The sequence below is a fragment of the Methylomagnum sp. genome (genome assembly GCF_054333355.1).
In genome coordinates this window covers 1-9,264 of the sequence record NZ_JBTEKS010000161.1, presented here as the reverse complement: position 1 = coordinate 9,264, position 9,264 = coordinate 1, and the positions used below count along the sequence as shown (strand labels likewise).

The window sequence follows — 9,264 nt, the reverse complement described above, 5'->3', positions numbered from 1 at the left end:
CCTGCCCCGGCTGCTGCGGGTCGCCATGACCAAGGTGAACATCCACGCCTCGGCCCTGGTCGGACAGGCCGTGGCCTATAAGATCGACTGCAACTGGTACGTGCGGCAGTAGGCGGGGTTGAGGAACAAAACCCAGCGTTCTGGGCGCATCCCCCTAAGATTTGGGAAAATCAGCGTCATCCTGGGCGGAATGGCGGGTTCTTTTGGGTTGACTGAAGCGCCTTGCCAATCAGCCTTAGGCGATTTCCTTGAATGAACATGACCAATCGGAAACCCGGACAGACGTTGCCAAATCCGGCGCAGCATTTTCCGGGATGCGTTCGCTCGCATCGGGGCTGTTTTTCTGATGGTGGGGATGATGGTCTTCCGCGTTGCAACCCCCCGGCTCGACCGGATGGCGGATCGACTGGCTGGAAGAAAAACGCTAAAATCATACCTGTTCCACCAACACTCTTAAACAAACCCGCTTATGACCCAGAAAATTTTCGATGTAGTTAAACCCGGCGTTGTCACTGGCGAAGATGTGCAAAAAGTATTCGCCATCTGCAAAGAGAACAAGTTCGCGCTGCCCGCTGTGAACGTCGTGGGCACCGACTCCATCAACGCGGTCTTGGAAGCCGCCGCCAAGGCCAAGGCTCCGGTCATCATTCAATTCTCCAATGGCGGCGCCCAGTTCGTCGCGGGCAAGGGACTCAAGCTGGAAGGCCAGCAAGCCGCCATCATCGGGGCCATCTCCGGCGCCAAGCATGTTCACGCGGTCGCCGAAGCCTACGGCGTCCCGGTCATCCTGCACACCGACCACGCCGCCAAGAAGCTGCTGCCGTGGATCGACGGCCTGCTCGACGCGGGCGAGAAGCACTTCGCCGAAACCGGCAAGCCGCTGTTCAGCTCGCACATGCTGGACCTATCGGAAGAAAGCATGGAAGAGAACATCGAGACTTGCGCCAAGTACCTGGAACGCATGTCCAAGATGGGCATGACCCTGGAAATCGAACTCGGCGTCACCGGCGGCGAGGAAGACGGCGTGGACAACAGCGGCGTGGATCACGCCTCCCTGTACACCCAGCCGGAAGATGTGGCCTATGCCTACGAGCATCTGAGCAAGGTCAGCCCCCGCTTCACGATTGCCGCTTCCTTCGGCAACGTGCATGGCGTCTACAAGCCCGGCAACGTCAAGCTGACCCCGAAAATCCTGGACAACTCCCAGAAGTACGTCTCCGAGAAGTACGGACTCCCGGCCAACAGCCTGAACTTCGTGTTCCACGGCGGCTCCGGCTCCACGGCGGAGGAAATCTCCGAGTCCATCAGCTACGGCGTGGTGAAGATGAACATCGACACCGACACCCAGTGGGCGACTTGGGACGGCATCCGTCAGTATTACCTGAAGAACGAGGGCTACCTCCAGGGCCAGATCGGCAACCCGGATGGCGACGACAAGCCCAACAAGAAATATTACGACCCCCGCGTCTGGCTGCGTGCCGCCCAGACCAGCATGTCGGCCCGCCTGCAACAGGCGTTCGAGGAATTGAACGCGGTCAACACGCTGTAAGGCGAACCGCTCAGTTTCCCCGATAAAAAAGGCCGATGCGCAAGCATCGGCCTTTTTGTTTGGCCGCTCCGCAGGACTGGCGGCAACCCGGATAAATCACCACCGGATTCGGAATTCGGTGGGCGGAATCAAACCACCATCAACTGACAAGCTTCATCCAGCGTCATTGTCACCGTCTGGTCCGCCTGCCCCGAGAACGTCACCGAACCCGATGCGCCGGAGCCGTCCAGCGCTATCTTGTAGACATACCGTGCGCCGGGCTTTTCCACTTGGTTCAGAACCTGACCTTGCGGGTCGTACATCACCATGCCGAAGCTAACGCGGTTATCAATGTAGCTCATGGGCCAGAGGATGAAGCTACCTATGGCCAGCACCGGACAGGGCGCGGGGTCGAATGTGTTTGGTCCCGTAAAGGCGACCACCTTCATTCCGTCGGGGATCGGCCCCGGCGGCGCGGACATTTGGATCACGGAGAGCATGTTCATTGAGCAATCCATCTTTTCCTCCTTATGAGCGGACAGTCTGTTAATTGGAACAACACAGCGCTTGCATCTTAGCATGGCGCTGTAAGGCCAGCTTGGCGTGGCATGACAGTTTCACTCGCCCCGGCGGCGGCGCAAGGCGGAGCGCAGGCGCTCAACTTCGATGTCCGACAGCCTTTCCAGGGCTTCGGCTTTCTGCCGCAATTCGCCCGCTTGGTAGCCGGGCCAGGCTTCGATGAAGGCGCGGGCCGCTTCGACGGTGATGTCGCCGCGCCGGGCGGCTTCGATTTGCCAAGTGAGGGAGGGATTCATGGATTTTCAGTATCCCCATGCCTCATGCCGCACCGGCAATTGATTGAGCCGATCCCGCCGCAGCCGCCAGTCCGGCATGAACCGCTCCATTACCGCGATGAAGCGGGCGTTGTGGGTGGGTTCCAGCAGGTGGGCCATTTCATGCACGACAATGTATTCCAGGCACTCGCGGGGCTTTTTGGCCAATTCGGTGTTGAGCCGGATACCGCCGCTGTCGGGGTTGCAGCTTCCCCAGCGCGTTTTCATCTGCCGCACAAACAGCTTCTTCACCTTCACCCCCAATAACGGCTCCCAGTTGGCCAGCAGCGGCGGCGCGGCTTGTTTGATCTGTTCGCGATACCACGCTTCCATCATGGCTTGCCGTTTCGCCTCATCGGCTCCTGGCCGAATCCGTAGCAACAGATGGCTATGGCCCAGCTCGATCCCCGGCGCTTCATCGCCCTCCACCACCGTCAGCAAATAACGCTTGCCCCACACGTAATGGCTTTCGCGCTCCAGATACTCGCGGGGCGTTTCCCGTTCCTGCTCCCGCAGCTTTTTCTGTTGCTGCCTGATCCAGGCCAGTTTGGAGAGGGCGAACACGCGGATGGTGTCGAGGTTCATCCGGGCCGGAGCCGAAATCCGCACCTGGCCGTCGGGCGGATAGACGCTGAGGTGGACGTTCTTGATGTCCTTGAACACCACGTCCGCCGTGATGTCGCCAAAATTGATACGGGTACTCATCAGTATTTGGCCTGCGCCTTGATGATGAGAAAGATGCGCTCCACTTCGGCCACGTCCTGCAACACGCCGAACAAAGCCGCTTTGATGATTTTCTCTTTAGGTCCGCCGTTGTCGCGCCAGCCATCGGGCCGGACTCGCTTGATGGTTTGGTCGATCCTCAGCGCCAGCGCCAGAACCTGGTCGGCCTTCGGATAAGCGCCGGACGGTTCGGCGAGGCCCGGCCCGGTGGTTTTCTGGAGATTGCTGTACAGCGCCCGCTTGCCCGGCGTGTCCAGATCGGCGGGCGTGTCGTCCGGCTGCCCGGACCGCACTTGCCTCGCCAGTTCGGCGATGCGCCGCAAGTATTCCTCATACTCGATGGCCCTCGCCTTCCGCGCCGCGATGATTTCGTCCAACAGGGCCGACATTTTCTCGTAATAGGCCGGGTCGTTCAGATGCTCCTTGATGATCTTGCGGCGGACGTTGTTCTCGATGGTCTCGGCCACGGCATTCCTGTCGCCTTTCAAGCCGCCAAGCTGGGTCGCGATGGCGTTGGCGACGCCGGTCTTTACGATCAATTCCAGCAAGCCCATCTTGTCGAAGGGCGAAATCTTGCGCGGCTCATCGGCCTGGATGTAGGTGTCGATGAGGTGGCGCATGTCGGCCTCGTAGGCTTTGAGGTCGAGGGTTTCGCCGCTGGCCTGGCGGATGATTTCGCGGATGTTCAGGGCGTGGGCGAGTTGGCGCTTGATGCGGGCGATGTCGGCGGCGCTGTGACCGGTGGCTTCGAGTTCGTCGGCGATGTTGGCGTAGGCGCGGACCAGGGCCACGGTGGCCTTGTAGAGGGCGGCGCGTTGCGGCTCCCGTCCCTGTAGGTCGGACGGGATTTCGCTGTTGCCGTAGAAATAATGGATGTATTGCACAGTTCGCCCTTGGGCGGCTCCACCGACTCGCACAGCAGGGCGATGGCTTCCAGGGCTTGGTCCAGGCGTTCCCGGCCCTTCTTCAAACGGTCCTGCATCAACACCTCGGGATCGGCCCCGCCCGCGCTGCGGTCCAGTTCGGAGGTGTAGACCGCGATGGCGTTCTCGACCTTCTTGAACAAATCCTTGTAGTCCACGATGTGGCCGAAATCCTTGTCGTCCCCGTCCAGCCGGTTGGTGCGGCAGATGGCCTGGAATAGGCCGTGGTCCTGCATGGACTTGTCGATGTAGAGATAGGTGCAGGGCGGCGCGTCGAAGCCGGTGAGCAGCTTATCCACCACGATCAGCAGCTTCAGGGTCGCCGGCTCCTTGATGAACAGGGCTTTCACCCGCTCCTCGTAGGTTTCGGTCTTGCTCAAGTCGGATTCCTGCTCGACGATCTTGGCGGCAATGGCCTTCTGGCAGCCCAGCGCGTCGATGGTGACGATGCAGCCCTTGGGCAAGAGCGCGTCCAGCAGTTCCGGGATCGCCGTGATCTCGTTCGACTTCTTCGCCGTCCTCACCTGCCCGAGCGTCAGCCCCAGGTCGTGGGCGTACGCCGACACGAGATGGAGGGCCTTCCCCCCGGCGGATTTCGACCGCCGGGCGGTCTTGCCGTCGATCGCCACTGATGCCCCGCGCAGGGCGCCGCACACCGTGCCCATCCAGGCGATGAACCGCGCCTCGAACTGGGCCGCGTCCAGCAGGGCGAACACCCGCCCGAAGGTGTCGTGCGAGGCCACCCCGTTCTCGAACGGTAGAATCTTCCGCAGCCAGGGCAGCCTGGCCCGGCCCCATAACGCCACCCCGGCCCACCCGTCCGCCCCGCTCAAAACCGCACAGATGGCCACCAACAGAATCTCCTGCAAGTCATGTCGCGATTGCCGCGTCCGCGGATCTTCCAAATCGGCAAAATGATCCAACAAACCCTTCTTTTCGGCGTTTCCCATCGGACTCTCGACCTGAAGCCATGCAAAAGCTCGCTTTAAGCCGCCTCCAACAGCCGCTTGTCAAGCTTTTTCTTCATGCGATTGCCCTGCCTCCATTCCCCCAAACCCCATCCGCGCCAAATGCCGATTAACCCGAGTCTCCAATTCCGCCATCCGCTCACCCAGTAACGGCAACGGCGTCTCATACCGCTCCGCCAATTCCTTCACCCGTTGCGTCAACGCCTGACTAATCCGGTCCATCTCCCCATGAACGGCGGCATCCAGCGCCGCCTCCCGCCGCCTCCGCCTCCTTCAGCCGCTTCTTCAACCCCGCCGCCTCGTTACTCAGCCGCAGCCATTCCCGCAACACTTCAACCTCATCGGGAACGCCGCCCCCGGACCATCACCCCCCGGAACACCGAGCCCTAGCTCGGTGCTTTCCAACTCATCGCCAAGCTGGGGCTTGGCATTCCCTGGCCGCCCGCCCGTCGGAGCGCCGAGTCCCAGCCCGGTGCTTTCCGATTTTTCGCCAAGCTGGGGCTTGGCGTTCCCTGGGGGATCGGCGCTTTCTTCAATTTCAGCCAACCGGTCGGTCACACTGGCCTTGTTGATCTTGTCGAAGCCCGAGAACACAGCTTCCTCCCCGCTGTGTTCTTCCTCCAACTCGGCCAGCTTCGCGCTGGCGCTTTCCAGATCGGCGGCAAGCTGGTCGATGGCGGCCTGCTCCTGGGCGAAGCACCGCGCCACGATGAGCGCCTTGGGCACCAAATCACAGGTCCAACCCTTGTACTTCTCCTTGTCCTTGTCCTTCTCCTTGCCCTTCTTGTCCTTCTCGATGATGCGTAAGTCTCCGCCTTCCAGCCAGCGGCGGCGATCAGGTGGCCATCGTCCTGCATGGCCTCGTTCCAGTAATCCATGAGGTGCTGATAAACATCGTACTTGTCGATGAGCGGACGGTCGGCGTAATGGGCCAGCAAATCCTCGGCCAGGGCGTCGATCACCTCCTTCGGATGACAGCCGGGCCGCAACGCCTTGAGCGTCGCGGCGCTTTTTTGCCGCCAAGCGTCGAAATGCCTGTTCATCCCGGCGATGAACTCGGCGAATTCCGAATGCCCGTAAATCGTGGACTTGATGGCTGACTTCTCCACCGCAAGATCGAGATAGCCGGGCCGCCCCTCCTTGAACAAGGTCGCCCGAAGCTGCGGGCACACCGCCCAATAACGCCGCAAAGCATCCACATCGGCGGCGGGAATGCCGCCCCGCAAATGGCCCTCGATGTCCTCGAAGCCGACCATCCGGGAATATCTGGGGATTTCCAGCCGCTTGTTGAAGACATCAACGATCTTGTGAATGTCCTGGGCACGCAGCCGGTTCTTCGGGCCGTCCTTCATGCAGCCGCCGCTGGCGTCGATTATGAAAACGCCCTGACGGGTGTGGGCTTGCGCCTTGTCGATGACCACGATGCAGGCGGGAATGCCGGTGCCGAAGAACAGGTTGGCGGGCAGGCCGATGAGTCCAGCGAGATAGCCCTTGCGGACCAGATTCCGCCGGATGTCGGCCTCGGCATGGCCCCGGAACAACACGCCGTGGGGCACAGGATGCACGCGCCTTTGCCGGTGCTTTTCAACGACCGGACGATGTGCAGCAGATAGGCGTAATCGCCCTGCTTGGCGGGCGGCGTGCCAAACGGCTGGAAGCGCTGGTGCGGATCGTGGAGCGGGTCGAGTCCGGTACTCCAGCGCTTGTCGCTGAACGGCGGATTGGCCACCACGTAATCAAAGGTCTTGAGCGTCTCACCGTCGCGGAACTTCGGGTCGGTCAGCGTGTTGCCCTGCACAATGAGCGCGGTCGGATTGTTGTGCAGAATCATGTTCATCCGAGCGAGGCCGCTGGTGGCGGCGTCTTTTTCCTGCCCGTACAGCGTCACCGGCGTGCGGGCCGCGTCGGCCAGTTTCAGCAGCAGCGAGCCGGACCCGCAAGTCGGGTCATAAACGGTGGGGTCGGCGCTGGTTCTCGCCTCGCGGATGCCGAGAATCTGCGCGATGACCCGGCTGACCTCGGCTAGAACTGGCCCTTGCTTTTGCCGCTGTCCACGGCGAAGTGCTGCATCAGGTATTCGTAGGCGTCGCCCAGGATGTCATCGCCCTCGGTCCGGTTCCGGGAGAAATCCAGCGCCGGGTTCTCGAAGATGGCGATGAGGTTGGCCAGCCGTTCCACCATTTCCTTGCCGCTGCCGAGCTTGTTGGCGTCGTTGAAGTCGGGGAAATCGGACAGCTTGTTGGCGTCGGCCAGGGGGGCGATGATCCGCTTGTTGATCTGGTCGCCGATGTCGGGCTTGCCCTTGAGCGCCGCCATGTCCTTGAAGCTCGCGCCTGCGGGGATGGTGATCGGGGCGAAGGGCAGCCCGGCGTATTTGTCGCTGACGTATTTGATGAACAGCAGGACAAGGATGTAGTCCTTGTACTGGCTGGCGTCCATGCCGCCGCGCAGTTCGTCGCAGCTAGACCAAAGGGAGGAATAGAGTTCGGATTTCTTCAGGGCCATAGCGAGGGTTGTGGTTTTTTGACAGGCATGAAAAAAGGCTTATCGACATTGCCGATAAGCCTCTAGTGTTTTGGTCGGGACGACAGGATTTGAACCTGCGACCACCTGACCCCCAGTCAGGTGCGCTACCAGACTGCGCTACGCCCCGAAGTCCGGCAATAATACTTGCTTTCCGGGGGGCAAGTAAAGAACCGGGGCCATCCTTCGCCAAATCGCCGCTAGGTTGCCTTGATCCGCCCGAACGCCTCCAACGCCCGTGCCCGGCTGCCCTGCAAATCCACAATGGGCCGGGGATAACTCTCGCCCAGCCGCACGCCCGCCGCACTCAAAACGGACGGGGCCGCCTGCCACGGCTTATGGATGAACGCGGCGGGCAAACGGGCCAACTCCGGCACCCAGCGGCGGACATAAGCGCCGTCCGGGTCAAAGCGCTCGCCCTGCAACACCGGATTGAACACCCGGAAATACGGCGCGGCATCGGCCCCGCACCCGGCGGTCCATTGCCAGCCCAGGCTGTTATTGGCGAGGTCGGCATCGACCAATGTGTCCCAGAACCAGCGGGCGCCCTCCTGCCAGGGAATCAGCAGGTTTTTCGCCAACAGCGAAGCCACCACCATCCGCACCCGGTTGTGCATCCAGCCGGTGTGCCACAGTTCGCGCATTCCGGCATCCACGATGGGGAAGCCGGTTTGGCCCCGCTGCCAAGCGGTCAGCGTGTCCCGGTAATTCCCTGCCCACGGGAACGCCGCGAATTTGGCATCCAGCGGCTCGTCCGTGGTATGCGGGAAATGGAACAGCAAGTGGTAGCCGAATTCCCGCCACGCCAGTTCGCGGACATAGGCTTCGGCCCCCACCGACCCGCCCCAGGCCGCGCCATGCCGCACGGCCTGGACGATTTGGCGGGGGCTGATTTCGCCGAAGTGGAGGTAAGGCGATATCCGCGAGGTGGCGGGCAAATCCGGTCGGTCGCGCCGCGCCTTGTAGCCGGACACGTCGGATTCGATGAATTCGGCGAGGCGCTGGCGGGCGGCGGATTCGCCCACCGTCCAGGCTTGGTAAAAGCCGCCATCCCAGGCAATCCGGGGCAGTAATCCCAATTCGCCGACGGCGACGCTCGTTAGCGTCTCGGGCACCGGGGACAAGCCGTCCGGCGCGGGTTCGGGATCGAAATCCAAGCCGCGCTTCTGCATGGCCTTCCAGAACGGCGTGAATACCCGGTATGCCTCGCCGCCTTCTTTGCGCAGTTCCCAAGGCTCGTACAGCAGGGCGCTGTTGAAGGTCTCGACGGTCGCGCCCTCTTCCCGCAGGACGCGCTTGATTTCCGTGTCACGGGCGATGGCGGTGGGTTCGTACAGGCGGTTCCAATACAGGCCATCCGCGCCGGTCTCGCTCATCAGCCTCGCCAGGGTTTGCAGCCCGCCGCCGCGCCGGATGATGAGCCGCGAGCCTAGCTCACGGAGGGATTCGTCCAGCGCCGTGAGGCTGTGATGTAGCCACCACCGGCCAGCGCTGCCCATCGGCCAGTTGCCGCCGCTGACCGGCTCATGGATGTAGACGGGGATGATCCGCTCGGCGGCGGCCAGGGCGGCGTGCAGGGCGGGATTGTCGGCTAGGCGCAAGTCGCGGCGGAACCAGACGAGGGCGGTTTTCATGGGGATTTTTCCTGGGATTTGTCGATATACCTGAAACTTGGAGTCCAAAGCTGGCTTTGGCTGATTTTTTCAGGACTTACACAAAATGCTGGTTGCCCCGCCGTTCGCCCTTCGATACCTCAGGGCGAACGG

General features: G+C 61.9%; 8 protein-coding genes, 1 tRNA gene and 3 pseudogenes. 1 reads left to right on the top strand and 11 read right to left on the bottom strand.

Annotated features, from left to right (window positions below; genetic code table 11):
* Nucleotides 1–469 precede the first annotated feature (469 nt).
* Complete coding sequence (fbaA, locus tag ACXWUF_RS13020; protein ID WP_458495099.1) at nt 470–1,549, top strand: class II fructose-bisphosphate aldolase; 1,080 nt, start codon at nt 470–472, stop codon at nt 1,547–1,549.
* Nucleotides 1,550–1,677: 128 nt separating this feature from the next.
* On the opposite strand, the gene ACXWUF_RS13015 is transcribed toward fbaA, so the two are convergent.
* The 11 genes and pseudogenes from ACXWUF_RS13015 to ACXWUF_RS12965 form a co-directional block, all read right to left on the bottom strand.
* Nucleotides 1,678–2,034 carry a hypothetical protein gene (locus ACXWUF_RS13015; RefSeq protein ID WP_458495098.1) on the bottom strand — a complete coding sequence of 119 codons (357 nt, stop codon included), beginning with the start codon at nt 2,032–2,034 and terminating at the stop codon, nt 1,678–1,680.
* Between the two features lie 111 nt (nt 2,035–2,145).
* Entirely contained in the window at nt 2,146–2,343 is a 198-nt protein-coding gene (locus ACXWUF_RS13010; RefSeq protein WP_458495097.1) for a hypothetical protein, read from the bottom strand.
* A gap of 6 nt (nt 2,344–2,349) precedes the next feature.
* Nucleotides 2,350–3,066 carry a M48 family metallopeptidase gene (locus ACXWUF_RS13005; protein WP_458495096.1) on the bottom strand — a complete coding sequence of 239 codons (717 nt, stop codon included), beginning with the start codon at nt 3,064–3,066 and terminating at the stop codon, nt 2,350–2,352.
* The gene (locus tag ACXWUF_RS13000) at nt 3,066–3,875 is read right to left on the bottom strand and encodes a hypothetical protein (RefSeq protein ID WP_458495095.1); all 810 of its coding nucleotides are present in this window, start codon (nt 3,873–3,875) and stop codon (nt 3,066–3,068) included. Before ACXWUF_RS13000 ends, ACXWUF_RS13005 begins: the two co-directional genes overlap by 1 nt.
* 274 nt (nt 3,876–4,149) lie before the next feature.
* A pseudogene (locus tag ACXWUF_RS12995) lies at nt 4,150–4,378 on the bottom strand (type I restriction enzyme subunit R domain-containing protein); the annotation flags it as partial.
* A gap of 21 nt (nt 4,379–4,399) precedes the next feature.
* Nucleotides 4,400–4,957: pseudogene (locus ACXWUF_RS12990) on the bottom strand (ISAs1 family transposase); the annotation flags it as partial.
* A gap of 572 nt (nt 4,958–5,529) precedes the next feature.
* Entirely contained in the window at nt 5,530–6,540 is a 1,011-nt protein-coding gene (locus ACXWUF_RS12985; RefSeq protein WP_458495094.1) for an N-6 DNA methylase, read from the bottom strand.
* A gap of 53 nt (nt 6,541–6,593) precedes the next feature.
* Nucleotides 6,594–6,962, bottom strand: a pseudogene (locus tag ACXWUF_RS12980) (HsdM family class I SAM-dependent methyltransferase); the annotation flags it as partial.
* A gap of 35 nt (nt 6,963–6,997) precedes the next feature.
* Nucleotides 6,998–7,480 carry a type I restriction-modification system subunit M N-terminal domain-containing protein gene (locus ACXWUF_RS12975; protein WP_458495093.1) on the bottom strand — a complete coding sequence of 161 codons (483 nt, stop codon included), beginning with the start codon at nt 7,478–7,480 and terminating at the stop codon, nt 6,998–7,000.
* A gap of 71 nt (nt 7,481–7,551) precedes the next feature.
* A tRNA-Pro gene (locus ACXWUF_RS12970) sits at nt 7,552–7,628 on the bottom strand.
* A gap of 70 nt (nt 7,629–7,698) precedes the next feature.
* Nucleotides 7,699–9,132, bottom strand: a complete 1,434-nt coding sequence (locus ACXWUF_RS12965) for a cryptochrome/photolyase family protein (protein ID WP_458495092.1) — start codon at nt 9,130–9,132, stop codon at nt 7,699–7,701.
* Between the last annotated feature and the right edge of the window lie 132 nt (nt 9,133–9,264).